The organism is Plantactinospora veratri, assembly GCF_036421995.1.
GTDB classification, from domain to species: Bacteria; Actinomycetota; Actinomycetes; order Mycobacteriales; family Micromonosporaceae; genus Plantactinospora; species Plantactinospora veratri.
In genome coordinates, this window is record NZ_JAZGQL010000021.1 from 1 (window position 1) to 25,700 (window position 25,700).

Below are 25,700 nucleotides of genomic sequence, written 5' to 3' on the forward strand. Positions count from 1 at the left end.
TCAGTACGTGTCGGCGAGTTGGCCGCGGAGTTTGGTGAGGGCGCGGGTGAGGAGGCGGCTGATGTGCATTTGGGAGACGCCGATCTGTTCGGCGATCTGGGATTGGGTGAGGTTGCCGTAGAAGCGGAGGGTGAGGATTTTCTGTTCGCGTTCGTCGAGGGTGGCGAGGGCGGGGCCGAGGGCGACGCGGAGTTCGGCGAGTTCGTATTCGTTGTCTTCGGCGCCGAGGAGGTCGCCGAGTTCGGTGGTGCGGTCGCCGTCGCCGGTGGGGGTGGACAGGGAGACGGCGTTGTAGGCGCGGGCGCCTTCGAGTCCTTCGAGGACTTCTTCTTCGGTGAGGTTGAGGTGGGTGGCGATGTCGGTGATGGTGGGGGAGCGGCCGAGGGTTTGTAGGAGGTTGCTGTTGGCTTCGCTGATGGCGAGGCGGAGTTCCTGGAGGCGGCGGGGGACGCGGATGTCCCAGGTGCGGTCGCGGAAGTGTCGTTTGAGTTCGCCGATGATGGTGGGGATGGCGTAGCCGGCGAAATCGACGCCGCGGGTGGGGTCCCATTTGTCGATGGCTTTGATGAGGCCGACGGCGGCGGTCTGGGTGAGGTCGTCGGTGGGTTCGCCGCGTCCGCTGTAGCGGTGGGCGAGGTGGTGGGCCAGGGGGAGCCAGGCTTCGATGGCCTTGTCGCGGAGGGCGGGTCGGGAGGGGTGGTGGGTGGGTAGGGCGGTCATGGCGTGCAGGAGTTCGGTGGCGGTGTCGTTGGGGGTGGGGTGTGTGGTCCGGGTGGTGGCCGGGGCCGTGGTGGTGGGGGCTGTGGTGGTTGTCATGGTGGTCCTCCCTGCTGGGTGGGCGGGGGTGTGAGTTGTTCGGTGGTGGAGGTTGGTTATGTGGTGGTCGGGTGGTGGAGGTGTCGTGTGGCTGTTCAGGCATCACCTTAGCCCGTTGGTATCGGCGGATGCTAGCCGAACGGCTGATGTATAAAACGGATAATACCGCTCATAAGCGGAACTTCGTCGAGATCTTTCGACTGAACTAGGCTGCCGACCGTGACCCAACTCGCGCCGGACGAGCCGGTACCGGACCGTCTCGGGCGGTCGGCAACCACCGGACGGCCCGCACCCGTCGACCGGCTCGCCGCCCACCAGCCCGCCGAGCGGGTCGGCGGGCTGGTGCTCGCCGCCGGCGCGGGGCGGCGCTACGGCGGGCCCAAGGCACTGGTCCGGCTCGACGGCCAGCTCCTGGTCGAGCGGGCGGTCCAGGTCGCCCGGGACGGTGGCTGCGACCCGGTCGTCGCGGTGCTCGGGGCCGCCGCACCGGCCATCCGGTCCCGGGCCGAACTCGGCGACGCCGTAGCCGTGCACAACCCGGAGTGGGAGACCGGGATGGGCTCCTCGCTGCGGGCCGGGTTGACCGCGCTGCGGGATTCCGGCGCCGTCGCGGCGGTCGTCCTGCTGGTCGACATGCCCGGGATCACCGCCGAGGCGGTCCGTCGGCTGGTCGAGATCGCCGCACCGGACGCGCTCGGAACGGCCGGCTACGGCACCCGGCGCGGCCATCCGGTACTGCTCGGCCGGTCACACTGGTCCGGCGTGGCCGAACTGGCGGTCGGTGACGTCGGCGCCCGGCCGTACCTGCGCCGGCACCAGGCGCGGCTGTCGGTCGTACCGTGTGCCGATGTCGCGGACGACGCGGACCTGGACGTGCCACCGGCGACCGTACCGTGACGCGGCGGGCGTCGCCCCACACGGTGACCCGTCCTCGTCCGGCCGACGCCCGCTCGTCGCGGGTCCGGCCTCAGTGCGGCAGCCGCAACGCGAGATAGCAGTCGACCCGGTCGGGAAACCGCGACAGGTCCCGCCCGGTGAGCTGCTCGATCCGGCCGATCCGGTACCGCAGCGTGTTGACGTGCAGGTGCAGTCGTTCGGCCGCCCGGCTCCACGACCCGGAACAGGCGAGGAACTCGTCCAACGTGCGGAGCAGGTCGGCGTCGTGCGCCCGGTCGTAGGCCAGCACCGGGCCGAGTACCCCGTCCCGGAACGCCCGTCGCGCCTCGGCGGGTACGCCGGAGAGCAGCAGCAGGTGCGAGGCGAGATCTCCGGCCGAGACCACGGTGCCGGGGCCGGGGTCCGCGAGCGCCGTGGCGAGGGCGTGCTCGGCCTGCTCGACCGCGCCCGGCAGGCCGCCCGGGTCGGTGACCGGTCCGCTCATCCCCACCGCGAGCCGCCCGGCGCCGAGCCCCGGCACGAGCCCGGCGACCGTGCCCCGGACCGCCTCGCACACCTCGGCGAGTTCGGTCCGTCCGCCGGCCAGCACGGCCAGCACCGTCCCGGGACGGCCGGCGCCGGTGACCACGGCCGGCAGCGCCGTCGACCGGGCGAGTTCCTCGGTGACCGCGACCGCCAGCTCCGGGGGCGTGGTCAGCCCGGTCAGCCGGACGGCCGCCACCAGCAGGGTCGACCGGGGCGGCAACCCGCAGGCGGAGAGTGCGGCGCGCAGCTCCGCCCGGGAGGCGCCGGAGCACAGGGCCGTGCCGAACTGGTCGGCGAGTCGCCGCTCCAGCCGACCCGCCTCGTCGGCGTGGGCCCGTTCCAGCGCCACCAGGCTGACCAGTTCGGTTGCCGCCTCCGGTAGCCCGGGCGGCGGCGCGGACTCGCCGACCGGAGAGCGGCCGGTCTCCGGGAAGCGGCCGGTCTCCGGACACCGGCCGGTGTCTGCGCCGGGACCGGCGGCCCCGGGCCGGGCGGTGACGTCGGGCGCGGACGCTTCCGCCTCCCGTGCCGCACAGGCCAGCAGCCAGGCGGCGAGCCGATGCTCGGGTCGGCCGGCGACGGCGACCAGCCAGACCCGCCGGCCGTCGACCTCGACCACCGCCGGCAACCGACCGGCGGCCAGGAACGACGCCGCCAACCGGCGGCGGGAACCGGCCGGCAGCGCCCCGGTGCCGGCGACGGCCCGGCCGGTCGAGGTCAGCACCCAACAGTCGACGCCGAGGTCGGCGGCGACCGGCTGGATCAGGTCGGCCAACCGGGCGCCGCCGGCCATCGCCGCGACCAGACCCCGGTACCGGCCGAGCACCGTCGCCAGCCCGTTCGCCCGTCGAGCCCACAGGGTCGGGGTGACCTCGTCGATGATGTCCCGGAAGGAGACCTCGACCGGCACCTCGAACAGGGGTACGCCGTACCGCCGGCACGCCGTCACCAGGTCTCCCGGCACCGAGCCGTACGCCGCGTCGCCGGCCCCGATCGCGGCGACCCCGGCGGCGGCGCAGGCCGCCACGAACCCGTCCGAGTCACCGGCACGGCGCCGCCACATCAGCCCGGTGAGCACGATCTCGCCGCCGGAGAGGTAGCGGCGCGGATCGGGTAGGTCGGTCACGTACACCCGGCTGATCGGGCGGTCCAGTCCGGATTCGCCGGTGAGCAGCGTCAGCCGCAACTGGGGTCGGTCCAGCGCCTCACGCAGCAGCATCGCGTACCCGTCCGATCCCGGCGACAGGCCGGTTGGAGGAACCTACGAAAACGATACGGCGGGCGGCGGTGGTTTCGGTGATCGCGCCGGTTCACCCGGGCACCGCCGGGCTGTTGTACTTCTGGTCAACCGCAGGAGGTGAACGGGTGGCCACCGTCAGCACCGGGTTGGACGAGTTCAACCGGCGGTCCGCCGGCCAGGCCGAGCAGGCCCTGCTCGCCTGCTGCGCCGTACCGGACTGGGCCCGCGCGGTGGCGGAGCGGAGGCCGTACCCGGACGTCGCGGCGGTGGTCGCGGTGGCCGACGCCGCGCTGCGCCGGCTGACCTGGTCGGAGGTGGCGCAGGCGCTGGCCGCACACCCGCGGATCGGTGAACGGCCGGCCGGGACCGGTCGGGAGTCGGACTGGTCCCGCCGGGAACAGTCCGGACTCGACGGTGCCGACCAGCACACCCGGGCCGCACTCGACCGGGCCAACCGGGAGTACGAGCAGCGGTTCGGACACCTCTTCCTGGTCTTCGCCGACGGCCGGACGGACCTGGAACTGCTCGCGGCGGCCCGGCGACGGCTCGGCAACGATCCCGGCACCGAACGCGAGGTGGTGCGGGGCGAACTGCGGCAGATCGCGCTGCTCCGGCTGAGGAGGCTGCTCTCGTGAGCGACGACCGGACTGACGCACCGGACGGCCTGATCCGGATCTCCACGCACGTGCTGGACACCGTGCGCGGCGAGCCGGCCGCCGACATCCCGGTCCGGCTCGACCGGCGGGACAGCGGCGGCTGGACGCCGGTGGCACACGGCCGGACCGACCCCGACGGGCGGCTGGCCGACTGGACACCGCTGCTGGACCGGCTGCCGTTGCGGGGTTGGCAGGCCGGCGGCTACCGGCTGGTGTTCCAGGTCGAGCGCCACTACCCGTCCGGCGAGGTCTTCTTCCCGGAGATCGTGGTCGCCTTCCAGGTCACCGAGCCGGACCGGCACCACCACGTGCCGCTGCTGCTCAGCCCGTACGGCTACACCACCTATCGGGGAAGCTGAGGAGGCGCGGCGGTGGCGATCGTGCTCGGTGCGAACCAGTACGGCAAGGCCGAGGTGCGGCTGGTCCGGGTACGCCGGGACGGTCCCCGGCACGAACTGCGCGACCTGACCGTCAGCATCGCGCTCGCCGGAGACCTCGACGAGGTGCACCGCAGCGGGGACAACGCGCACGTGCTCCCGACCGACTCGCAGAAGAACACCGTCTACGCCTTCGCCCGGGAACACGGCGTCGACCAGCCCGAGGAGTTCGGCCTGCTGCTCGCCCGGCACTTCGCCCGGAACGTACCGGCCATCTCCCGGGCCCGGGTGGAACTGGCCGAGCACGGCTGGCGGCGGCTCGGCCCGCACTCGTTCCAGCGCGACGGTGCCGAGAGCCGTACCGCCACGGTGACCGTGGACGCCGAGGGCAGCGTGGTGGAGTCCGGGGTTTCCGGGCTGGTGCTGCTCAACAGCACCGACTCGGAGTTCCGGGGTTACCTGAAGGACCGGTACACGACGTTGCCGGAGACCGGCGACCGGATCCTGGCCACCGCCGTCGAGGCGCGGTGGCGGCACCACGACGTCGACCCGGCCGGCCCGGGGCGGGACTGGGCGGGGTCGTACGCCGGGGTGCGGGCCGCGCTGGTCGACGCCTTCGTGCAAACCTACAGCCGCTCGCTGCAACAGACCCTGTACGCGATGGGGCACCGGGTACTCGCCGAGCGTCCGGAGATCGCACAGGTGCGGCTGGCCCTGCCCAACCGCCACCACCTGCTGGTTGACCTGGCGCCGTTCGGGCTGGACAACCCGGGTGAGATCTTCGTGGCCACCGACCGGCCGTACGGGCTGATCGAGGGCACGGTGACTCGGGAGCCGGATGCCGGGGCGGCCGGGGACGGCGGGGCGGGCTGATGGAGTTCCTGCAACCGGAGAGCTGGGCCGAGGCGCTGGCGGCGCGGGCGGCGTACCCGGAGGCGCTGCCGGTGGCCGGCGGCACGGACGTGATGGTGGAGCTGAACTTCGCCCGCCGCCGCCCGCCGGCCCTGCTCGACCTGGGTCGGGTCGCCGGGCTGGCCGACTGGGGCGTCGAGGACGGCCTGCTGCGGCTCGGCGCCGGGGTGCCGTACCGGCGGATCGTCACCGAACTCGCCGGCCGGGTGCCGGGGCTGGCGATGGCGGCCCGGACGGTCGGTTCGGCGCAGATCCGCAACCGGGGCACCGTCGGCGGCAACCTCGGCTCGGCCTCGCCGGCCGGTGACGCGCTGCCGCCGCTGCTCGCCGCCGGGGCGCTGGTGGAGCTGGCCTCGGTCCGGGGGGTCCGCCGGGTGCCGGTGGCCGGCTTCTGCACCGGACCGAAGCGCAGCCTGCTGGCCCCGGACGAGCTGATCGCCGCCGTGCTGATCGCCCCGGACGGCGGGCCGGAGCAGTTCGCCAAGGTCGGCACCAGGAACGCGATGGTGATCGCGGTCTGCTCGTTCGCGCTGGCGCTGCGGCCGGCGGACCGGACGGTCGGCACCGGCATCGGTTCGGCGGCACCGACCCCGGTCCGGGCGGCGGCGGCCGAGGAGCTGCTCGCCGCCGAGCTGCCCTGGGCGGACCGGGCCGCGTTGCCGGAACCGCTGGTCCGCCGCTTCGGCGAGCTGGTCGCGGCGGCGGCGAGTCCGATCGACGACGTACGCGGTACGGCCGCCTACCGCCGGCACGCGCTCGGGGTACTGGCCCGGCGGGCGGTGCAGCGGGTCTGGGCGGAGCATCGCAGAGGGGGCGACGGGTGAGGATCGACTGCGTGGTAAACGGCGAGCCGCGCCGGGCCGACGACGTCTGGGCCGGGGAGAGCCTGCTGCACGTGCTGCGGGAGCGGCTCGGCCTGCCCGGCGCCAAGAACGCCTGCGAGCAGGGGGAGTGCGGCTCCTGCACGGTCTATCTGGACGGCGAGCCGGTCTGCGCCTGCCTGGTCCCGGCCGGACAGGCGCGGGGCCGCGAGGTGGTCACCGTGGAGGGGCTCGGCCCGGGGCCGGGCGAACTCGACCCGGTGCAGCGGGCGTTCCTCGCGGCCGGCGCCGTGCAGTGCGGATTCTGTACCCCCGGACTCGTGGTCGCCGTACACGACCTGCTGGCCAGGACGCCGTCCCCGGCCGATCCGGAGATCCGCGAGGCGTTGGCCGGAAACCTGTGCCGGTGCACCGGATACGAGAAGATCCTGACGGCGGTACGACTGGCCGCCGGCCGGGAGGACGAATCGTGATCATCATCGAGAACTGCGCCGTCGCCACCGTCGACCCGGCCGGCACCGAGTACTCCGACGGGCACCTGGTGCTCGACGAGGGCCGGATCGTCGCGGTCGGCCCCGGGCACGCCCCCCGCTACCACCGCTCGGTACGCCGGATCGACGGCACCGGCTGCCTCGCCACCCCCGGCCTGGTGAACACCCACCACCACCTCTACCAGTGGGCGACCCGGGGGATGGCGCAGCAGGAGGAGCTGTTCGGCTGGCTGAAGGCGCTCTATCCGGTCTGGGCCGGGCTGGACGCCGAGGTGGTGGCCGCGACCACCGCCGCCGGACTCGGCTGGCTGGCGCTGTCCGGCTGCACCACCAGCACCGACCACCACTACGTCTATCCGGCCGGCGCCGGTGACCTGATGGCCGCCCAGGTCGAGGCGGCCCGGGGGGTCGGGCTGCGGTTCCACCCGTGCCGCGGGTCGATGGACCTCGGTGCGTCGGCGGGCGGGCTGCCGCCGGACGAGATCGTCGAGGAGACCGAGGCGGCGCTGGCCGCCACCGAGGAGGCGATCGACCGCTACCACGACCCGGCCGACGACGCGATGCTGCGGGTGGCGGTGGCGCCCTGCTCGCCGTTCAGCGTCACCGCGAAACTGATGGCCGAGTCGGCGGCGCTGGCCCGGCGCCGGGGCGTACGGCTGCACACCCATCTCGCCGAGACCGTCGACGAGGAGGAGTACTGCCGGCAGACCCACGGCTGCACCCCGGTCGAGTACGCCGAACGGCTCGGCTGGCTCGGCCCGGACGTCTGGCTGGCGCACGGCGTACACCTGGACGACGCCGGGCTGGACGCGCTGGCCGGCAGCGGCACCTCGGTCGCGCACTGTCCCAGCTCGAACGCCCGGCTCGGTGCCGGTGCCGCGCGGGTCCGGGAACTGCTGGACCGGGGCGTACCGGTCGGGCTCGGCGTCGACGGGCCGGCCTCGCAGGAGGCCGGCCAGCTCGGCGCGGAGCTGCGCCAGGCGCTCTACGCGGCCCGGCTGCGCGGCGGGGCGGCGGCGCTGACCGCCCGGGACGCGCTGGCGCTCGGCACCGTCGGCGGGGCGCGCTGCCTCGGCCGGGCCGACCAGCTCGGCTCGCTGGAGGTCGGCAAGCTCGCCGACGTGGTGCTGTGGCGGCTGGACGGGCTCGGGCACGTCGGCATCGACGACCCGGTGGCGGCGCTGGTCTTCGGGCCGCCGGCGCCGGTGGAGCTGTCGCTGGTCGGGGGTGCGCCGGTGGTCGACAACGGTGAGCTGCGCACGGCCGACCCGGGCGAGTTGGCGCGGGGGCTCCGGCGGGCGCACCGGACGCTGGTCCGGAAGGCACGACGATGACCGGGCCGTCGGGCGGCGCACGGCGCGTGCGGGACGGGGTCGAGGCCGCGCCCGGCCGTGCGGCTCCGGCCTCCCAGGGGATCGGGGCCAGCCCGGTACGACCGGACGGGGCGCTGAAGGTGCGCGGCGAGTTCGCGTTCTCGTCGGATCTGTGGGTCTACGACATGCTGTGCGGCGTCACCCTGCGCAGCCCGCACCCGTCGGCGGCGATCCGGGGCATCGACGTCGGCGCCGCACTCGCCGTACCGGGCGTGTACGCGGTGCTGACCGCCGACGACGTGCCGGGTGACCGGTACTACGGGCTGGAGGTGGCGGACCAGCCGGTGCTCGCCGTCGACGAGGTCTGCTACCGGGGCGAGCCGGTGGCGATCGTGGCCGCCGACCATCCGGAGACGGCGCGGCGGGCGGCCGGGCGGATCGTGGTCGACTACCTGGTGCGGGAGCCGGTGACGGACCCGGAGGCGGCGCTGGCCGGCGGCCGGCTGGTCCGGCACGTGCCGATCCGCCGGGGTGACCCGGACGCCGTCGCCGAGGTGGTGGTGACCGGCGAATACCGGGTCGGCATGCAGGACCAGGCGTTCCTCGGGCCGGAGTCGGGGCTGGCGGTGCCGGCCGAGGACGGCGGGATCGAACTCTACGTCGCCACCCAGTGGCTGCACGCCGACCAGCGGCAGGTCGCCGCCGCGCTCGGGCTCCCGGTCGAGCTGGTGCGGCTCCGCCTGGCCGGGGTGGGCGGCGCGTTCGGTGCCCGGGAGGACCTGTCGATGCAGGTGCACGCCAGCCTGCTGGCACTGCGCACCGGGCGGCCGGTGAAGATGGTCTACGGCCGGGAGGAGTCGTTCGTCGGGCACGTGCACCGGCACCCGGCGATCCTGCGCTACGAGCACGGCGCGACCCGGGACGGCGAGCTGGTCTACGTACGGGCCCGGATCCTGCTCGACGGCGGGGCGTACACGTCCACCACTCCGGCGGTGGTGGCGAACGCGGCCAGCCTCGGGGTGGGGCCGTACCGGGTGCCGAACGTGACGGTGGACGCGTACGGGGTGCACACCAACAACCCGCCGTGCGGGGCGATGCGCGGGTTCGGGGCGGTGCAGGCGTGCTTCGGGTACGAGTCGCAGATGGACCGGCTGGCCGAGGCGGTCGGGTTGGATCCGGTGCAGCTGCGGGTCCGCAACGCGCTGGCCGAGGGCGGGACGATGCCGACCGGGCAGCGGGTGGAGGGGCCGGCGCCGGTGGCCCGGTTGCTGGAGCTGGTCCGGGACCGGCCGGCACCGCCGCCGGCCGGCGACGACCCGCGGCAGTTGCCGGGCGGGGTGGCGAACACGACCGGGCCGGAGCAGGTGGTCCGGGGGGTCGGGTACGCGATCGGGATCAAGAACGTCTGCTTCTCGGAGGGCTTCGACGACTACTCGACGGCGCGGGTCCGGCTGGAGCTGGTCGGCGGCGAACCGACGGTGTTGGTGCGGACCGCGGCGGCCGAGGTGGGGCAGGGGCTGGTGACGGTGCAGGCCCAGATCGCCCGGACCGAGCTGGGCGTCGAGCGGGTGGTGGTGGCGACCGCGGACACCTCGGTGGGGAGCGCGGGGTCGTCGTCGGCGTCCCGGCAGACGTACATGACCGGCGGTGCGGTGCGGGCGGCCTGCCGGGCGGTCCGGGCGGCGCTGGCGGCGCGACTGCCCGATTCCGCCGGCCGACCCGACCCGGACGGGCTGGAGTTCGCCGGTGGTGCGGTACGGGACGCCGCCGGCAGTACCCTCGGCACCCTGGTCGAGCTGCTCGCCGCCGGCCCGGTCGAGGAGACCGTCCGCTGGCGGCACCGGCCGACCCGGCCGCTGGACCCGGTGACCGGGCAGGGTGACGCGCACGTGCAGTACGCCTTCGCGGCGCACCGGGCCACCGTGGACGTGGACCCCGAACTCGGGCTGGTCCGGGTGGTGGAGATCGCCACCGCCCAGGACGTGGGCCGGGCGATGAATCCGCAGGCGGTGCTGGGCCAGATCCACGGCGGCACGGCCCAGGGACTCGGGCTGGCGCTGATGGAGGAACTCCAGGTCGTCGACGGGGTGATCCGGAATCCGTCCTTCACCGACTATCTGATCCCGACCGTCGCCGACGTGCCGCCGATGACGGTCGACGTGCTGGAGCTGGCGGACCCGCACGCCCCGTACGGGCTGCGCGGGGTGGGGGAGCCGCCGACCATCTCGGCCACCCCGGCGATCGTGGCGGCGATCCGGGCGGCGACCGGGCTGCCGCTGGCCCGGGTACCGGTCCGGCCCGAGCACCTGACCGGGACCGGCTGATGGGCCGGCTCCCCCCGGAGGTCTACGCCGAGCTGGACGGGCGGCTGGCGCCGGTCGACGCCGAGCTGCGGCGGCGCTATCCCGGCCAGCCGTCCGGGCGGCAGCCGGTGCACACCGTCTACGTGCCGGCCGACCGCTGCGGCCCGGGGCTGCCGGCACGGTGGGGTGCGGCGGCGCTGGCGGCGCTGCGCGAGCACCCGCCGCTGCCCTTTCCGGCCTCGCTGCACGATCGGGTGGTCGACAAGCTGCGCCGGGAGCCGATCGAGGACCTGCGGATCGACTTCGAGGACGGCTACGGGACACCCGACGACGAGGCCGAGGACGAGGCGGCCCGGGCGGCGGGGCGGCTCGTCGGCGGCGGGCTCGGGGTGCCGTTCACGGGGCTGCGGATCAAGAGCCTGACCGGGCCGGTCCGGCGCCGGGCGGTGCGCACCCTGGACCTCTTCCTGGACGCGCTGCGCGACGGCGGTGCCGAGCTGCCCCCGGCCGACCGGTTCGTGGTGACGCTGCCGAAGGTGAGCGTACCGGCCCAGGTCGAGGCGATGGTGCTGCTCTGCGAGCGGCTGGAGGCGGCGTACGGGCTGCCGGCCGGCTGGCTCCGCTTCGAGGTGCAGATCGAGACGCCGGCCGCGATCCTCGGCCCGGACGGGCTGGCGACGCCGGGCCGGCTGATCGGGGCGGCCGCCGGCCGGTGCGCCGGGCTGCACTACGGCACCTACGACTACAGCGCCGCCTGCGGGATCGCCGCCGCGCAGCAGAGCCTGGCGCACCCGGCCGCCGACTTCGCCAAGGCGGTGATGCAGGTGGCCGCCGCCGGGACCGGGGTACGCCTGGCGGACGGCTCGACCAACCTGCTCCCGGTCGGTGACACCGCTGCCGTGCAGGCCGGCTGGGCGGAGCACGCCGCGCTGGTCCGGCGCGGGCTGGAACGCGGCTACTACCAGGGCTGGGACCTGCATCCGGCCCAGTTGCCGACCCGGTTCGCCGGCACGTACGCGTTCTTCCGGGAGGGGCGGGCGGCGGCGGTGGCGCGGCTGCGGACGTACCTTGCGGGGCGCTCCGGCGGGATCCTGGACGAGCCGGCGACGGCCCGGGCGCTCGCCGGCTTCCTGCTGCGCGGGCTCGACTGCGGCGCGCTGACCGAGGACGAGACCGGCTACGACCGGGCGGCGCTGGCGGCGGTGTGACCGCCACCGGGCGTGCGGGGGGAGGGGAGCGATGAACGGGTACGACCTGGTGCTGCGGTCCCGCCGGGCGGTGCTGCCCGACGGTGAGCGTCCGGCGGCGATCTGCGTCCGCGACGGTCGGATCGCCCGGGTTGCCGGCTACGACGAGGTGCCCGGCACCGACCTCGGCGACCTGGCCCTGCTGCCGGGGCTGGTGGACACGCACGTGCACGTCAACGAGCCGGGTCGGACCGAGTGGGAGGGCTTCGCCTCGGCCACCCGGGCCGCGCTGGCCGGCGGGGTGACCACGATCGTCGACATGCCGCTCAACTCGGTGCCGCCGACCGTCACCGTGCCGGCGCTGCGCCGCAAGCGGGACGCGGCCCGGGACCGCTGCCACGTCGACGTCGGCTTCTGGGGCGGTGCCGTCCCGGAGCACCTGGCGGAGCTGCCCGCCCTGCACGCCGCCGGGGTGTTCGGGTTCAAGGCGTTCCTGGTCGACTCGGGGGTGCCGGAGTTCCCGCCGCTGGACCCGGCCGGGCTGGGTGCGGCGCTGGCCGCCGTCGACGCGCTCTTCGTGGTGCACGCCGAGGATCCGGCCCGGATCGCCGTCGCGCCAACCTCGGCCCGGTACGCGGACTTCCTCGGCTCCCGGCCGCCGGTCGCCGAGCGGCACGCGGTCGAGGTGGTGCTGGAGGCGGCCCGGCGGACCGGCCGGCGCGTGCACGTCCTGCACCTGTCGGCCGCCGACGCCCTGCCGGCGATCGCCGCCGCCCGCGCGGACGGGGTACGGGTGACCGTGGAGACCTGCCCGCACTACCTGACCCTGGACGCCGCCGAGATACCGGACGGGGCGACCGAATTCAAGTGCTGCCCGCCGATCCGGGATGCGGCGAACCGGGCGGCGCTCTGGGCCGGCCTGGCCGACGGGCTGGTCGACTGCGTCGTCTCGGACCACTCGCCGTGCCCACCCGCGCTGAAGCGGCTCGACAGCGGCGACTTCGGCGCCGCCTGGGGCGGGATCGCCTCGGTCCAGCTCGGCCTGCCGGTGATCTGGACCGAGGCGCGGCGGCGCGGGCACGGTCTCGCCGACCTGGTGCGCTGGATGGCGCGGCGGCCCGCCGAGATCGCCGGGCTGCCCGGCAAGGGGGTGCTGCGGGCCGGTGCCGACGCCGACCTGGTGGCATTCGACCCGGACGCGGAGTGGACCGTCGAGCCGGCGCGGCTGCTGCACCGGCACCCGGTCACCCCGTACGCCGGGCGTCGGCTGACCGGGGTGGTCCGGGGCACCTGGCTGCGCGGCGAGCCGGTCACCGCGACGGACCCGCCCCGGGGACGCCTGCTCTCCCGGGACGAACGCCGGGCGGACGACCCGGACCGGCCGGCCGGAAGGGGACCCGGATGAGCGCCTTCACCGAGCTGCCCGACCTGGCGGCACGATCACTCGGCGGTGCGGTGGTGGCGGCCAACGACGAGTTCTTCGCCGCCCGGGACAACCTGGTCACCGACGAGCCGCCGGCCTTCGCCGCCGGCACCTTCGGGGCCAAGGGCCAGGTGTACGACGGCTGGGAGACCCGCCGCCGCCGGCAGCCCGGACACGACTGGGCGATCCTCCGGCTCGGCGCCCCCGGCATGGTCACCGGGGTGGTGGTGGACACCTCCCACTTCGTCGGCAACTATCCGCCGCACGCGTCGGTGGAGGCGTGCGGGATGGCCGGATATCCCGACCCGGCCGAGCTGCTCGACGCCGACTGGACCACCCTGGTGCCCCGGGCGGCGCTGCGCGGGAACGGCCGTAACCTCTTCGAGGTGGACGACCCACGCCGCTACACGCACGTGCGGCTGCGGATCTACCCCGACGGCGGGGTCGCCCGGCTGCGGGTGCACGGTGTGGTCGTACCCGATCCGGCGCTCTTTCCCGACGGGCAGCTCGACCTCGCGGCGCTGGAGCACGGCGGCCTGGTGGTCGGGTGCAGCGACATGTTCTACGGTTCGCCACGGCAGTTGATCGCGCCCGGCCTGGCCCGGAGCATGGGCGAGGGCTGGGAGACCGCCCGGCGGCGCGACGACGGCAACGACTGGGTACGGGTCCGGCTGGCCGCACCGGGGCAGATCCGGCAGGTCGAGCTGGACACCAGCCACTTCAAGGGGAACGCACCGGCGGCGGCGAGGTTGCGCGGGATCGACACCCGGGTCGCCGACCCGGCGGACGAGGCGGCCTGGTTCGAGATCCTGCCGCGCACCCGGTTGCAGCCGGACACCCGGCACCGGTTCCCGGTCGACGCCGTCCCGACCGCGACCGAGGTACGGCTGGACGTCTTCCCGGACGGCGGCATGGCCCGGCTGCGGCTGCCCGGCCGGATCGCCCCGGCCGACCTCGACCGGCTGCGCCGCCGCTGGTCGGAGTCGCTGCCCCCGGCACAGGCCCGCCAGGCGGGGCAGGTCGGGAGCCGACCGGCGAGAGCCTGGTGGCCGTGACCCGGACCGTACTGCTGCACCTGCTCGACGGCGCCGGCCGGCCACTCGGCACGCTGCCCCGGTACGACGTGCCGGCGCCCTGGTGGCAGGAGGTCGCCGACGTGGTGGCCGGGGCCCGGGCGCGGTACGGCCTCGACGTCTCGGTGCTGCGGCTGCTGCACACCGACCGGCCCGAGCCGCACGGCGGTACGGTCGGCTACCTGGCCCAGCTCGACCCGGGCGCACGGGTGCCGCCCGGCGTACCGCTGGCACCGTCCGAGGTGGACCTGTCGGCCGAGCCGCTGCGGGCGCCCTGGGCGGAGCCGGGCGGGCCGGTCGCGAGCCTGCGCTGGGCCGCCGCCGAACTGCACCGGGCCGGCCGGGGTCCACACGTGGCCGTGCCGCAGCGGGCCTGGAACCTGTCGGCGATCTGGCGGCTCGACGTCGCGGGAGTTGCCGGCCGGGCCGGCACACCGGTCTGGCTCAAGCAGGTACCCGGGTTCTTCGCGCACGAGGCGGTGCTGCTGCGCTGGCTGGGCACGGCCGTACCCGACCTGGTGCCGGTGCTGCTCGCCGCCGACGGCCGCGGACGGATGCTGCTGGAGCACGTGCCGGGGGAGGACGGCTACGGGCTGCACCCGGCTGGCCGGGACGCGATCGCGGCCGACCAGCACCGGATCCAGCTCGCCTCGGTGGGGGAGGTCGAGCGGCTGGTCGCCGACGGCGTACCGGACCGGCGCGGCGCGGCACTGGCCCGGACCGTACGCGACCGGCTGACCGCGCACGGCGCCGACCTGGCGCCGGTGCGGTCGCTGCTGGACGGCCTGCCGGACCGGATGGCCGAGGTGGCCCGCTGCGGCCTGCCGGACGTGCTGGTCCACGGCGACCTGCATCCGGGCAACGTCCGGATCGCCGGCGACCGTCGGGTGATCATCGACTGGGCGGACGGCTTCGTCGGCCATCCCGCCTTCGACATCCTGCGGCTGACCGAGGCGCTCGATGCGGAGCCGGCCGGCGAGCTGCTGCGGTCCTGGGTCCGGCGCTGGCGGTCGAGCGTCCCGGGCAGCGACCCGGCCCGGGCGGTGGAGCTGCTCCGCCCGGTGGCGGCGTTGCGGATGGCGGCGGTGTACGCCGACTTCCTGGCCCGGATCGAGCCGAGCGAGCGGGTGTTCCACGCCGCCGACGTGCCCGGCTGTCTGGACCGGGCGGCCCGAACGGGCTGAGCCGGCGGAGGTGACTGTCGACTTTCCGTCTCGCCTGCGCTTGTCTGTGTCCGGGGCCGGTCGTAGCGTCGCGGCTATCCCGACGCGACAGGAGCCCTGTTGAGCCAGCCTGTTCCGCCGCAACTCGTCGTGCACTGCCGGATGCTCCACTTCGGCTGGGTGCCGGCGGACCCCGAGGCGGTGGCGGCGCTGGTGCCGCCGGGCCTGCGACTGCCGGCCAACCGGCAGGTATTCCTCCAGCAGTACGTGGTGGACGACGCGGCCCAGACCTCGGGGCTGGAGAGCTACTCGGCGGCCGGGCTCGGCCCGGACCTCGACCTGGCCGACGCGGGCCGGGGCCGGTGGTACGCCCACCACCTGAGTTCGAGCCCGCTGGCCCAGACCCAGGCAGCGGTACGCGGCGTGCCGGCCGGCGCCGGCCGGACCACGATCGAGATCATCGGCCGGGCGCTGGTGGCGGTGACCGAAGTGGACGGCGTAGCGCTGATCCGCACCACCGCCCGGGTGGGCAGCAACGTCTCCCGGGTCTACCGGGGCCACGTCCGCTACCTGAGCCGGCTCGACAGCCAGCTCGTCGGCGCCACCTGCCCGTACATCTTCGAGCCGGTCGCGCCGTTCGAGATCGAGTCGGTGGAGTTCCTCGCGCCGGACCATCCCGTCTACGCGCTCCGTCCGGCCAACCCGTTGGAGTTGCTGTGGGGCTTCTATTCGCCACGCTCGTCGTTCGCGTTGCCGGGCAGCGAGGGTTGGGTCGGGCACTGAGGCAGTCCGGTCCGGCCGGTCCGGCGGGCCGGCCATGACGTCGGCGGCCGAGCTGCGCTTCCGGTACGTCGACCAGCTGCGCCGCGACGGCCTGCTCGACGGTGCCGACCTGGTCCGGGCGTTCGGCACGGTGCCTCGGGAGGAGTTCGTCGCGACCGGTTTCGACGGCGGCGACGGGCGCTGGGTCGGGCCGGCCGATCCGGACTTCCTCTCCCTCGTCTACCGGAACCATCCGCTGGTCACCAAGGTCGTCGACGGTGTGCCGGTCAGCTCGTCGAGCCAGCCGTCGCTGATGGCGGCGATGATCGAGTCGCTGGAGCTGCGCCCCGGCAGTCGGGTACTGGAGATCGGGGTCGGCACCGGTTACAACGCGGCCCTGATGGCGACGATGGGTGCCCGGGTGACCAGCGTGGACATCGCGCCGGACGTCGTCGAGCGGGCCGGGGCGGCGCTGCGCCGGGTCGGGCTGGCCGACGCCGTCGACGTACGCCTCGGCGACGGCTACCTCGGCGTGCCGGCGGACGCCGGGTACGACCGGGTGGTGGTCACGGTCGGGGTGACCGGGGTGTCTCCACGCTGGCTGGACCAGCTCGCGCCGGACGGTTACCTGCTCGCACCGGTCGAACACGCCGGGAACCATCCGGTGCTGCGGATCCGGCCGGCCGGGCCGGGGATGGGCGAGGTGCGCGGCGAGCTGCGCGCCGGTTTCATGTCGGCGGCCGGGCCGCTGGCGGCCCGCTATCCGGGAGGGCATCCGGCGCCGCAGCGCGGTGGCACGCTGCCGTCGCCGACCGTGCGGCATCCGCCCTGCTGGCATCCGCCGCTGGATGTCTTCCGCTACCACGACCTGTGGTTCGCGGTCGGGGCCTGGGACCGGCGGACCACCTTCTCCGCCGGGCCGCCGGGCGGGTGGGGTGGCCCCGGCGGTTGCCTGCTTCTGGACGAGGTGCACGGTGGCGGGGCGGGGCTGCTCCCCGACGGTTCGGTGCAGGCGGCCGGACCGTCCGCCGCCCGGTACGCCGCCGACGCGCTCGCCCTGCGGGACCGCTGGGTGGCCCGGGGCGAGCCGACGATCTGCGACTGGACGGCCGAGTTGGTGCCGGCCGGCGATCCCGACCAGCCGATCCTGGTGCCGACCGGCTGGACCCAGCACTGAGACCGGTCCACTGAAACCGGTCCGGCACTGAAACCGGTCCGGCGTCGGGGTCGGGTCCCACAACCCAGCGGATTCCACAACCGGCGGTATCGGATTCCACAACCCGCGCTGGATCCGGACGGAACGCCGGAACCGCAGAGACCGCTCGTTCGGTCGGGACCCGGACGGAACGGGCGGGGCGGAGGCTTCGGCGCGAACCCGCCTCCGGTTCCCACCGGGCGGGTCCGGGCGGGCAGGCTACCCCGGAATCGGCCGGCGTTGCCGGGTTTCCGATCGCCCAGAGCGGCAACTCCGAGGTCGGGTTGCCCCGATCGCGCAGGTCGGTGGGGCTGTGCTCGTACACGGCCTTCGGGCAGCCCAGGTGCCCAGGCGGGTGCCAGGCGAGGACGACCGGCGCGTACCAGCGGAGGCGCCGGGCAACCGGTCGGTCGGCGGCAGACGTCGGAGCCGGTACGGCGGTGGTCGTCCTGCCCGTGTCGGAGAGCAGGCGACGACCAGGGGAGGACAGCATGTCCAGCGAGATCATGGACGCCGAGCCGGATCGACCGGACCAGGCGGCGGTGGAGAGCGAGCGCGGGGCCCTCGTCGCGGTGTTGGTGATGGTGCTGCTCGGGGTGGCCGGCATCTTCGCCGTCTCCACGTGACGATCTTCGATCTGACAGTGACGGGACCCGCTGGCCGGCAGCACGGCTAGCGGGTCCGACTCCCGTCCGGTCCGGCGTGGACCACGGCGTCCCCGTGCGGCGCGGTGTCGGCACCGCCGTGCCGCCTGGTGTGCTGGCCCGCGCCGTCCGGCGGCTCCTCGATGGCCGGGTCACCGGGGCGACCGGCGTGCCGGGCCGAGCGGAGCGCGACCAGCCCGGTGCCGAGGCAGAGCAGGGCGGCGACGACCAGTGGCAGGCGGTGGTCCGGCAGCACCAGGGCCGCGCCGACCGGGGTGGCGAGCGCGATGGGCGCGAAGAGCAGGGTGTTGGCGCTGCCCGACACCCGTCCGAGCAACGCCTCGGGAGTCCGGGACTGCACCGCCGTGACGGCCGCCACCAGGGTCCAGGGCAGGCCGATCCCGACCAGCACCGAGCAGGCCACGGCCGCCGGAGACCAGGGGACGATCCGGCCGAGGGTGCCGAACGCGAAGAGGACGGCGCCGAGTGCGCCGACGGCGAGGTTTCCCCGGGTACGCAGCAGTCGGCCGACGAGCAGACCGCCGAGCAGCGATCCGGCGCCCTGCCCGGAGGAGAGCACCCCGACGAACGCGGCGGGTTGGTGCAGGTCCTCGGTGACGACGGCGTAGACGGCGGCGGTGGTGAGCCCGGACATCGCGATGGTGACCGAGCCGACCAGTACGGGTGTGCGCAGTTCGGGGTGCCGCCAGAGGAAGGCGGCACCGGCCCGGATCCGCCTGCTCCCGCCGTCCCGCCGTGCGGCGGTCTCCGGGGCCGCCGGGGACTGTGGGCGCAGCGTGAGCAGGGTGTAGAGGACGGCGGCCAGGGTCAGCGCGGCTGCGGTGAGCGCGGCCACCGGATGGCCGCCCTGCCAGACGAAGAGTCCGGCACCGACCAGCGGGGCGAGCAGCTTCACGCCCTCCTGTGCGCTGGTCCGCAACCCGTTGACCCCGCCGAGGGCGGCCGGTGGGAGGGCGGCCGGGAGTACGGCGTTCTCGGCGGCGTCGACCAGGACGAGGCTGGTGCCGTAGCCGACCATCACGAGGTAGACGAGCCAGACCTGGGCGTCGGTGCGGACCGCGAGCAGCGACAGTACGGCCACTGCGGTGAGCAGGTGGGTCCAGACGATCAGTGGCCTGCGGGGCAGCCGGTCCACGAGTGCGCCGAGGACCGGGCCGAGCAGCGTCGGGGCGAAGAGGCAGAGGCCGGTGAGGGCGGCGAGGCTGCTGGAGCCGGTGAGGTCGAGTACCCAGACCCCGGAGGCCACGTTGAGCGCGGTACCGCCGAAGCCGGAGATCAGCGAGATGCCGACGAAGATCAGGATGTTGCGCTTCTCCGGGCTGCGCCGCTGGGCGACGGGCACGTTCCGACCTCCGAGGTATTGAGTCGATGAGACTCACATCCTCGGATCACCCGTCGTCATCTGTCAACCAGAACTTGCGTCGGATCGGCTCAAGTTCTCTCCGTCGTCGTCGGTGGCTCGCCGATCGGACGCCGGGGCGGCCCGCTCGACCGCCCGGCGGAGCCGGTCCAGTGCCTCCGGCAGTGCGCCGTCCAACTGCTCCGACGGGACCAGGTCGAGATCCGCGACGGCCTGGGTGGCAAGCGCGTACAGTCCGCCGGGTTCGGCGGAGCGGGCCAGTCCGAGGGTGGTTCGCGCGAGTCGGGCCCGTGGATGCCAGCCGGCCCGGTCCGGTTCGGTGCTCAGTTGCCGGTGTACGGCCACCACCGCCGCCCGGAGCTGGGTGATCGTCGTCCCGTAGATACTGTCAACGGATTGTTGACGCTTGCGCTCGGCGCGCACCCGGGCCGGGTCCCGGGTCGCCGCACCCGAGAGCCGTACCCAGCGCTGCTCGGCCGCCTGCCGGCTGGCCAGTCCCAGTGCCGTGGCGATCTGTGCCCAACTCGCCCGCTGCTCCCGGGCCGCCTCGACGAGCCGGCGCTCCGCCTCGTCGAGTCCGGCCCGTACCCCCTCCAGCAGCCGTAACGCGGCCAGTGGTGGGGGATGTCCGGTACCGCTGCCGGAGGCGGCGCCGAGCACCGCCGCGTACGCGGCCAGCCGCCGCCCCACCTCGTCCGACGGCGAACCGGTCGGCGGCTGCGCCGCAGGGCCCTCGGGTTGGTCCGCTCTCTCGGGTGACATCCCCGGATGATGTCTGTGGTCGCCCGGGAATGTCAACGACCGGTTGACGCGCTCACCGCTCCGGGAACCACCGGGCCACGACCTCCGTGCCGTCGTCCTCGGTCTCGCCGGTCTCCCGGAACCCGAGTGAGGCGTAGAGGTCACGGGCGGCGGTGTTCGAGGGCGGATAGCTGAGCGCCACGTTCGGGCAGTCGGACTCGGCGGCGAACCGCTGCTGTAGCTGGCGTACCGCGCTGCGGGCCACGCCGCGGCGCTGCGCCGCGGCGTCCACCAGCAGGCCGCCGATCCAGATGCTCCGGTCGTCGTCGCGTCCCCACATCACGAAGCCCACCACCCGGCCGGAACTGGTGATCGCCAGCGGCTGCCACACGCCGCCGTACGCGCACTGGCACAGGTTGTAGACCACCGGCATCACCAGGTCGGCCTGATCCGGCCGGCCCCGGAGCCGGGTGCAGTCCCGCCAGTTGTCGGCCGTCACCGGTTGCAGGCGGACCGTCGGAAGATCATCAGGCATGGCCGACATCCTGCCCGTCCGCCGCCCACCCGTTTCCGCCGGGCCCCCTCCCGGCGGATATGTGCCAGGAAGGCACCATTGTGGCTTCCTGACACCTCCGTCAGTGGGACTGTGGATGCGCGGCGTCGGCGGCGGATCCGCGCCGCTAGGCTCTGACGGGTGGAGGAACTGGAGCTGGCGGACTGGCGCGAGCAGGTGACGAGGCTCTACCTGTCCGACCTCGACCTGGCCGGATTCCGGGCGGCCCGGGACGCCCTCTTCGCCGGGCATCCGCAGTCACCGATCCCGCTGGCCGAGCGGGCCGGCTTCACCGGCCTGCGCTACTTCCCACCCGAGCCGTCGGCAGTGGTCGACGTACCGGTACGTCCGGCCAGCGGCACGCTGAGCATCGACACCGGCGGGCCGGACGGGACGGTGCACTACCGGCGTTCGGGCATCGCCGAGACTCCGTGGGGTCCGCTGACGCTCTGGTGGATCGAGGCGTACGGCGGTGGGCTCTTCCTGCCGTTCCGGGACGGCACCGCCGGCCGGGAGAGCTACGGCGGCGGGCGCTATCTCACCGACACGGTCAAGGGCACCTACGGCCGGGGCGTGACGGTGCTGCCCGGCGGCCGGCTCCGGTTGGACTTCAACTACGCCTACAACGCCTCCTGTGCCTACGACGACCGGTGGGCCTGCCCGCTGGCGCCGGAGGAGAACCGGATCACGGCGCCGGTCCGGGCCGGCGAGCGCGTCTACCACTGACCCCGCCGACCCGACCGGTACGCCGGCCTCCGGCGGGACGGCATGGCGGCCGTACCGTCGGAACGCCGCCGGTCAACCGGTGGCGCCGGCCTGCCGCTGACCCTGCCAGTTCATCCGGCCGATGAGCTGCCGCGCCTGGTCGGCGAAGGTCGCGTCGACGGTCACCGCGTACTGGTTGGCCCGCAGGCTGCTCGCCGAGGTGAAGTCGCGCCGGCCGCCGGTCATGGCGTGCGCGATGGCGCCGAAGATGGCGCCCCAGACCGCACCGATGGCGAGACCCACGAGGATCACGGCCCACCAGTTGCCGACCGTGAAGATGCCGAAGAGCAGGCCGATGAAGAGCCCGAACCAGGCGCCGGTGGCGGCGCCGGCCAGCGCGGCCCGGCCGGTCGTCATCCGGCCCAGTACCGTTTCGACCAGCCTGAGGTCGGTGCCGACGATGGCGGCGCGTTCGACCGGGAACTCGTTGTCGGAGAGGAAGTCCACCGTGTACTGCGCCGATGGGTAGTCCGGGTACGAGGCGACGGTCACCGTGGACTGCTGCTCCGGCGCGATCCCACCCTCGCTGCTCGGCGCCCTGAACTGGTCGCCGGACGGTCCGGCAGGTAGGTTGTTGCCTCCGGCAACGCCCGGCATACCAGGCATACCGGACCGCCAAGCCGCCGTCGGGTTCCTGGACATCATGAATCAGCCTCCTTCGTCACGGCTCGATTCCCCGCCTGCCCCCACTTGGTAACCCGTTCCGCGCGCGGTAAACGGAAGGGGGCGATTGGGCGGAATGTCCGGTCAGACCGGTACGGTGGCCGCCGAAGCGACGCCCCGGCGACGGACGGCATGGACGGACGGTCAGCGGACGGTCGCGGTGCCGATCCGTCGCTCCTCCTGCTCGGCGGCCGAACGCACCGCTGCCGCCGTGTGGTCGTCGAGCGGGAAGAACGACTCGACCGCAAGTTCCGCCACCGTGACATCCAGCGGGGTGCCGAAGGTGAAGACGGTACTGAAGAAGGCGAGTTCCCGGTCTCCGTCCCGGATCCGCAGCGGTACCACGACCTCACCCGGCCCCGGGATCTCGACCTCGGGCTCCGGCTGGTCGCAGGGGTACGCCCGCAGCTCGCCGTAGAGGTCGTTCAGCTCGGCGTCGCCGCTCAGCGCGACCTGCCGGCGGAGCCGCCCGAGCAGGTGTGCCCGCCACTCGCCGAGGTTGACGATCCGGGGTGCCAGTCCGGCCGGGTGCAGGGCCAGCCGGAGCGCGTTGACCGGCGGGGTGAGCAGCGGCGCCGCCGCCCCGGCGGTGAACAGGCCGATGCTGGCGTTCGCCTCGACCAGATACCAGCCCCGGTCGACGGCGATCGCCGGATAGGGCTGCTGGGCGGTGAGTACCTGGCGGACCGCGCCGCGTACGGCGGACAGGGCCGGGGAGTCCAGCGGCGTACGCGGGTAGATCGGCGCGTACCCGGCGGCCAGCAGCAGGTGGTTGCGCTCGCGCAGCGGCACGTCGAGCTGCTCGGCGAGCCGGAGCACCATGTCCCGGCTCGGCATCGCCCGGCCGGTCTCCACGAAACTGAGGTGCCGGGTGGAGATGTCCGCCTGGATGGCGAGTTCGAGTTGGCTGAGCCGGCGCCGTTCACGCCACTCGCGCAGCAGTTGGCCGACCGGTCGCTGCCGCTGTCCGGCGACCGTCATCTCGTCATCACCATTCCGATCGTACGGCCGGGGCGCTGGCGGCTGCGGCCAGCCCGGCCAGGTCAGGGGCGGTGTGCCCGGGTGGCCGGGCCGCCGCCCGCGCGTGGCGGACGGCGACCCGGGCCGGAGGGGGAAGGTCAGCTCGTGCAGGCGTTGCCGTTCAGGGTGTAACCGGTCGGCGTGGCCAGGGTCCCGCTGTAGCTGCCCTGGAAGCCGATGCTGGTGGTGCCGCCGGTCGGCAGCGAGCCGTTCCAGGCCACGTTGCCGACGCTGATCCGGCTGCCGGACTGGCTCCAGACGCCGTTCCAGCCGTTGCTGTACCGGACGTTGGCGCCGACGTCGAAGGTCAGCGTCCAGCCGTTGACCGCCGGTCCCTCGTTCGTCACCCGGATCTCGGCGGTGAAGCCCCCGCTCCAGGAGTTGGCGGTCCAGGTCACCCGGCAGCTCGTACCGGCCGGTGGGGTGGTCGGTGGCTGAGTCGTCGGCGGCACCGTGGGCGGTGCCGTCGTCGGCGGCCGGGTGGTCGGCGGCCCGGTGGGCGGGTTGGGGGCGGCGATCGCCATGTCGTAGGCGCGCTGCGGAACGAACTGCCCGGCACCGGCGATGCAGCCGTCGGCCTCGCCCGGCAGCTTGATCCAGAGCAGCGCGTCGACCGCCGGGTCGCCGGTCTCGGTGGTGCTGGCGGTGCCGATCGCCCGACCCGGCGGGTCGCACCACTCGCCCCGGGCGTCGGGGCCGTTGCCGTTCCGGCTGGTGTCGACGACGATCTTGAGGTTCGGTGCGCCGGTCGCCGCGACGACCGCCTTGGCGTAGTTGACCGACTCGGTCGTGGTGCGGTAGTTGGAGACGTTCACCGAGATGCCGTCGGCGCTGTTGGCGATGTCCGCCGCGACCAGCCGGGAGGCCATCGCGGACGGGGTGAGCCAGGCCGAGTGCGCGGCGTCGAAGTAGACCCGGGCCTGGCTGGAGGCGGCCTTGAAGCGCTTGCCGGCGTACGCCATCGACGCCTGCGTCTCGGCCTGCTGCGAGGAGTTCATGCAGTCCGACATCAGCGCGAGCACGTCGGGTTCGAGGATGATGCTCGCCGGTCGCCCGTTCAGGCCGCTGGCCACCTGGTCGATCCACTGCCGGTAGGCGGTGTGGTTGGGCAGCCCGCCGCTGCTGGCGCCGCTACAGTCCCGGTTGGGGATGTTGTAGACCACCAGGATCGGGATCTTGCCGGCTGCGGCGGCGGCGCCGACGAAGGCGTCGACCTGACCGCCTACGGTGCTGGGGTTGTTCTGGGTGAACCACCGGCCCTGCGGGACACTGGCGATCCGGTCCCGGATGACGGCGGCGCGGGAGTCGTTGGGGTTGGCGGCGACCCAGCGTGCGGCGCTGGTGTCCGGATCGACGTAGAACGCCGAGTCGGCGGCCCTCGCCGGGGTGGGGCTGAACAGGCCGACACCGACCGCTGTCGTCGCGGCGAGTGCCGTGACGGCGACGGCACCGGCTGCGGCGAGCGCGGGTCTGAGGTGCATGCGGTACTCCCTTCGGGACGGTGGGAGATCGAGGGGCATCGCTGGAAGCGCTCCCACAGACATCGATTACGGTAAGGCCATGTTGCGTCCGTGTGAAGCCCTGGTTTCCGCCGTACGCCATCACCGCAGGTCAGCGACTTGAACGCGGTACCACTCCGACGCCCTCGCCGGACAGCCGCCGGCCCGCCAGCGGCACGTCGGCAGCGCTGGGGACCCGCCCGCTGACGCTGCGTGGCCGGATGTTGCCGGTGCCGCGTACGCTGCCAGACGGAGGTGGGCGGTGAACGCGTCGCGTACGACCGGCGGACGATGACATTCGAACCAGCCGCCCGGCCGCAGGCCGGAACGTTGCGGCACGACGCCCTCTTCTACCGCACCGACGACGACTACGTCGACGGCATCGGTTCCTTCGTGGCCGAGGGGCTCGCCGCCGGTGAGCCGGTGCTGATCGCGGTCCCCGGAATCCGGCTCGACCTGTTGCGGGCGGCGCTCGGCGCCAGCACCGAACTGCGCTTCGTCGACATGGCGCGGGAGGGACGCAACCCGGGGTGGATCATCCCGGGAGTGCTGCACGCCTTCGTCGAGGAGCACGCGCCGCTGCGGGTACGTGTCGTCGGGGAGCCGGTCTGGCCCGGCCGCTCGGTGCTCGCCTACCCCCGCTGCGTACAGCACGAGGCTCTGATCAACATCGCCCTCGCCGACCGGCCGGTCAGCGTGCTCTGCCCGTACGACGCGGCGCGGCTGGACGTGGACGCCATCGCCGACGCGGCCAGCACCCACCCGTTCCTGATCCGTGACGGCGACCGGCAGGCCAGTGCCGGTTACGGCCGCCCGGAGAGCGTGGTCGACTCGTTCAACCTCCCCTTCCCGTCCGCGCCCTCGTCGGCGTCCACGTTGTTCTTCGAGGCCGCCGGCCTCTCCGGGATGCGTGCCATGGTCGCCGCGCTGGCCCGGGAGGCCGGGCTCGACCGCGACCAGGTCGAAGACCTGCGGGTGGCGGCGAACGAGATCGCCACCAACGCGGTGGTGCACTCCGGACGCCCGGCGGTGGCCCGGGTCTGGCTCGACGACGAGGGGCTGACCTGCGAGATCACCGGCTCCAGCGTGCTCACCGACCGGCTCGCCGGCCGCCTCCCGCCGTCACCGGCCAGCGACACCGGGCGCGGCCTGCTGCTGGTCAACTACCTCTGCGACCTGGTCCAGGTGCACACCGACAGCACCTCGACCACCGTCCGGCTGCACATGTACCGCCGGGCCGGGCCGACGGCCGGCCCCGCCCCGGCAGGCGGCACCTGACC

General features: G+C 74.3%; 25 protein-coding genes. 17 read left to right on the forward strand and 8 right to left on the reverse strand.

The window, feature by feature from the left end:
• Positions 1 to 816 carry a SigB/SigF/SigG family RNA polymerase sigma factor gene (locus V1634_RS24760; protein ID WP_331205637.1) on the reverse strand — a complete coding sequence of 272 codons (816 nt, stop codon included), beginning with the start codon at positions 814 to 816 and terminating at the stop codon, positions 1 to 3.
• A gap of 339 nt (positions 817 to 1,155) precedes the next feature.
• Between V1634_RS24760 and V1634_RS24765 the strand changes: the two genes are divergently transcribed.
• Positions 1,156 to 1,713, forward strand: a complete 558-nt coding sequence (locus V1634_RS24765; protein ID WP_331210366.1) for a nucleotidyltransferase family protein — start codon at positions 1,156 to 1,158, stop codon at positions 1,711 to 1,713.
• A 70-nt stretch (positions 1,714 to 1,783) separates the two neighbouring features.
• Here the strand turns inward: V1634_RS24765 and V1634_RS24770 are convergent, their stop codons facing one another.
• Positions 1,784 to 3,457 carry a PucR family transcriptional regulator gene (locus V1634_RS24770; protein WP_331210286.1) on the reverse strand — a complete coding sequence of 558 codons (1,674 nt, stop codon included), beginning with the start codon at positions 3,455 to 3,457 and terminating at the stop codon, positions 1,784 to 1,786.
• Positions 3,458 to 3,603: 146 nt separating this feature from the next.
• On the opposite strand from V1634_RS24770, the gene uraD reads away from it, so the two are divergent.
• The 14 genes from uraD (at position 3,604) to V1634_RS24840 (ending at position 17,780) form a co-directional block, all read left to right on the forward strand.
• Positions 3,604 to 4,113, forward strand: a complete 510-nt coding sequence (uraD, locus tag V1634_RS24775) for a 2-oxo-4-hydroxy-4-carboxy-5-ureidoimidazoline decarboxylase (RefSeq protein WP_331210287.1) — start codon at positions 3,604 to 3,606, stop codon at positions 4,111 to 4,113.
• Positions 4,110 to 4,493 (forward strand): hydroxyisourate hydrolase, encoded by a 384-nt coding sequence (gene uraH / locus V1634_RS24780; protein ID WP_331210288.1) that lies wholly within the window; start codon positions 4,110 to 4,112, stop codon positions 4,491 to 4,493. The genes uraD and uraH overlap by 4 nt, the downstream gene beginning before the upstream one ends.
• 12 nt (positions 4,494 to 4,505) lie before the next feature.
• Complete coding sequence (gene pucL / locus V1634_RS24785) at positions 4,506 to 5,384, forward strand: factor-independent urate hydroxylase (RefSeq protein ID WP_331210289.1); 879 nt, start codon at positions 4,506 to 4,508, stop codon at positions 5,382 to 5,384.
• On the forward strand, positions 5,384 to 6,247 hold the full coding sequence (locus V1634_RS24790; RefSeq protein ID WP_331210290.1) for an FAD binding domain-containing protein: 864 nt from the start codon (positions 5,384 to 5,386) through the stop codon (positions 6,245 to 6,247). The genes pucL and V1634_RS24790 overlap by 1 nt, the downstream gene beginning before the upstream one ends.
• On the forward strand, positions 6,244 to 6,717 hold the full coding sequence (locus tag V1634_RS24795; RefSeq protein WP_331210291.1) for a (2Fe-2S)-binding protein: 474 nt from the start codon (positions 6,244 to 6,246) through the stop codon (positions 6,715 to 6,717). Before V1634_RS24790 ends, V1634_RS24795 begins: the two co-directional genes overlap by 4 nt.
• Positions 6,714 to 8,069 (forward strand): 8-oxoguanine deaminase, encoded by a 1,356-nt coding sequence (locus V1634_RS24800; RefSeq protein ID WP_331210292.1) that lies wholly within the window; start codon positions 6,714 to 6,716, stop codon positions 8,067 to 8,069. The genes V1634_RS24795 and V1634_RS24800 overlap by 4 nt, the downstream gene beginning before the upstream one ends.
• Complete coding sequence (gene pucD / locus V1634_RS24805) at positions 8,066 to 10,372, forward strand: xanthine dehydrogenase subunit D (RefSeq protein ID WP_331210293.1); 2,307 nt, start codon at positions 8,066 to 8,068, stop codon at positions 10,370 to 10,372. The genes V1634_RS24800 and pucD overlap by 4 nt, the downstream gene beginning before the upstream one ends.
• Positions 10,372 to 11,559 carry a DUF6986 family protein gene (locus V1634_RS24810; protein ID WP_331210294.1) on the forward strand — a complete coding sequence of 396 codons (1,188 nt, stop codon included), beginning with the start codon at positions 10,372 to 10,374 and terminating at the stop codon, positions 11,557 to 11,559. Before pucD ends, V1634_RS24810 begins: the two co-directional genes overlap by 1 nt.
• 31 nt (positions 11,560 to 11,590) lie before the next feature.
• On the forward strand, positions 11,591 to 12,943 hold the full coding sequence (allB, locus tag V1634_RS24815; RefSeq protein WP_331210295.1) for an allantoinase AllB: 1,353 nt from the start codon (positions 11,591 to 11,593) through the stop codon (positions 12,941 to 12,943).
• Positions 12,940 to 14,016, forward strand: a complete 1,077-nt coding sequence (alc, locus tag V1634_RS24820) for an allantoicase (RefSeq protein ID WP_331210296.1) — start codon at positions 12,940 to 12,942, stop codon at positions 14,014 to 14,016. The genes allB and alc overlap by 4 nt, the downstream gene beginning before the upstream one ends.
• A complete protein-coding gene (locus V1634_RS24825) occupies positions 14,013 to 15,218 on the forward strand; it encodes an aminoglycoside phosphotransferase family protein (RefSeq protein WP_331210297.1) in 1,206 nt (401 codons plus the stop codon). The genes alc and V1634_RS24825 overlap by 4 nt, the downstream gene beginning before the upstream one ends.
• Before the next feature lie 99 nt (positions 15,219 to 15,317).
• Positions 15,318 to 15,980 (forward strand): hypothetical protein, encoded by a 663-nt coding sequence (locus tag V1634_RS24830; RefSeq protein ID WP_331210298.1) that lies wholly within the window; start codon positions 15,318 to 15,320, stop codon positions 15,978 to 15,980.
• Positions 15,981 to 16,014: 34 nt separating this feature from the next.
• The gene (locus V1634_RS24835; protein ID WP_331210299.1) at positions 16,015 to 17,136 is read left to right on the forward strand and encodes a protein-L-isoaspartate O-methyltransferase family protein; all 1,122 of its coding nucleotides are present in this window, start codon (positions 16,015 to 16,017) and stop codon (positions 17,134 to 17,136) included.
• A gap of 509 nt (positions 17,137 to 17,645) precedes the next feature.
• The gene (locus tag V1634_RS24840) at positions 17,646 to 17,780 is read left to right on the forward strand and encodes a hypothetical protein (protein WP_331210375.1); all 135 of its coding nucleotides are present in this window, start codon (positions 17,646 to 17,648) and stop codon (positions 17,778 to 17,780) included.
• Between the two features lie 46 nt (positions 17,781 to 17,826).
• Here the strand turns inward: V1634_RS24840 and V1634_RS24845 are convergent, their stop codons facing one another.
• The 3 genes from V1634_RS24845 to V1634_RS24855 form a co-directional block, all read right to left on the reverse strand.
• Positions 17,827 to 19,161 (reverse strand): MFS transporter, encoded by a 1,335-nt coding sequence (locus V1634_RS24845; protein WP_331210300.1) that lies wholly within the window; start codon positions 19,159 to 19,161, stop codon positions 17,827 to 17,829.
• 63 nt (positions 19,162 to 19,224) lie between these two features.
• Positions 19,225 to 19,941, reverse strand: coding sequence for a hypothetical protein (locus V1634_RS24850; RefSeq protein ID WP_331210301.1), 717 nt, complete (start codon positions 19,939 to 19,941; stop codon positions 19,225 to 19,227).
• A gap of 52 nt (positions 19,942 to 19,993) precedes the next feature.
• Complete coding sequence (locus V1634_RS24855; RefSeq protein WP_331210302.1) at positions 19,994 to 20,455, reverse strand: GNAT family N-acetyltransferase; 462 nt, start codon at positions 20,453 to 20,455, stop codon at positions 19,994 to 19,996.
• Between the two features lie 159 nt (positions 20,456 to 20,614).
• Here V1634_RS24855 and V1634_RS24860 point away from each other — a divergent pair, with 159 nt between their 5' ends.
• Positions 20,615 to 21,199 carry a DUF1684 domain-containing protein gene (locus V1634_RS24860; protein ID WP_331210303.1) on the forward strand — a complete coding sequence of 195 codons (585 nt, stop codon included), beginning with the start codon at positions 20,615 to 20,617 and terminating at the stop codon, positions 21,197 to 21,199.
• A gap of 72 nt (positions 21,200 to 21,271) precedes the next feature.
• Here the strand turns inward: V1634_RS24860 and V1634_RS24865 are convergent, their stop codons facing one another.
• From V1634_RS24865 to V1634_RS24875, 3 genes are all read right to left on the reverse strand, one after another.
• Entirely contained in the window at positions 21,272 to 21,880 is a 609-nt protein-coding gene (locus V1634_RS24865) for a general stress protein (RefSeq protein ID WP_331210367.1), read from the reverse strand.
• Between the two features lie 165 nt (positions 21,881 to 22,045).
• The gene (locus tag V1634_RS24870) at positions 22,046 to 22,882 is read right to left on the reverse strand and encodes a helix-turn-helix domain-containing protein (protein ID WP_331210304.1); all 837 of its coding nucleotides are present in this window, start codon (positions 22,880 to 22,882) and stop codon (positions 22,046 to 22,048) included.
• A 137-nt stretch (positions 22,883 to 23,019) separates the two neighbouring features.
• Positions 23,020 to 24,402: a glycoside hydrolase family 6 protein gene (locus tag V1634_RS24875; protein WP_331210305.1), complete on the reverse strand. Its 1,383-nt coding sequence runs from the start codon at positions 24,400 to 24,402 to the stop codon at positions 23,020 to 23,022.
• A gap of 309 nt (positions 24,403 to 24,711) precedes the next feature.
• On the opposite strand from V1634_RS24875, the gene V1634_RS24880 reads away from it, so the two are divergent.
• Positions 24,712 to 25,698, forward strand: a complete 987-nt coding sequence (locus V1634_RS24880) for a sensor histidine kinase (protein WP_331210306.1) — start codon at positions 24,712 to 24,714, stop codon at positions 25,696 to 25,698.
• Positions 25,699 to 25,700 lie beyond the last annotated feature (2 nt).